This window comes from Frankia sp. CoWAU3, from assembly GCF_977971855.1.
In genome coordinates, this window is the sequence record NZ_CDWWXB010000272.1 from 1 (window position 1) to 775 (window position 775).

General features: G+C 69.0%; 1 protein-coding gene. It reads right to left on the reverse strand.

Annotated elements, in window-relative coordinates:
- Window positions 1-73: 73 nt before the first annotated feature.
- Window positions 74-775, reverse strand: a 702-nt coding sequence (locus AC08ON_RS16970; protein WP_476617329.1) for a hydroxymethylglutaryl-CoA synthase, incomplete at its 5' end; no start/stop codon positions are given.

Here is a 775-nt window from a genome sequence, read left to right on the forward strand (position 1 = left end):
ACGATGCGGGTGGACCGGGGTGTCCGGACGACCTCGATCGTCCGGAAATGCGCGGTTTCGGTGGTCGCCACGGTCAGCTCCAGCGGTAGCGGCGATGGAAGTTGTCGATCCGGTCCAGCACGAGGTAGCCGCGGTCCGCGACGTGGCTCTTGTAGATGTGCTCGTATTCCGCGACGTCGAAGACCTCGTCCTGCACGCCCGCCATCCGACGCAGGCTCAGATCGCTGAGCAGCTCGTACTCGGGCATGGTCAGCGGGTGGCGTTCCGCGACGGCGGCGGCGATCCGCCGCTCTCCCACGGCCCGCTTCGCCCCCGGACCGAGCACGCCGCTGTAGAACTCGGAGGCGCAGCCGGATCCGTAGGAGAACAGGCCGATCCGGCGCGGCGCGTCCAGCGGACTGTGGTCGATCAGGGAGCAGAGTGCCAGATAGAGGGCGGCGGAGTAGAGGTTGCCGACCACCTGGCAGTACGCGAGGCTCTCCACGACGCGCTGCCCGAAATCGGCCGCGATCGCCTGCGGATCGGCGTCGGCATGCCTGCGCAGCAGGCGGCGGTGCGCGCCCTTGACCATGCCGGCGAACGGCGTGTGCAGGACCAGATGACTGAAGGACCCCATCAGGTCGGCCTCAGGCACCCGCTCCCGGTACGCACCGTAGCTGGCCTCCAGGCAGCTCATGTACGACAGCAGCGACAGGTCGCTGTCCCCGGCCTCAAGGTCCGGGCGCGGCCGGAGGGTGTCCATCACCTCGTAGCTGTGGTAGCCGTTCGCGCCCGC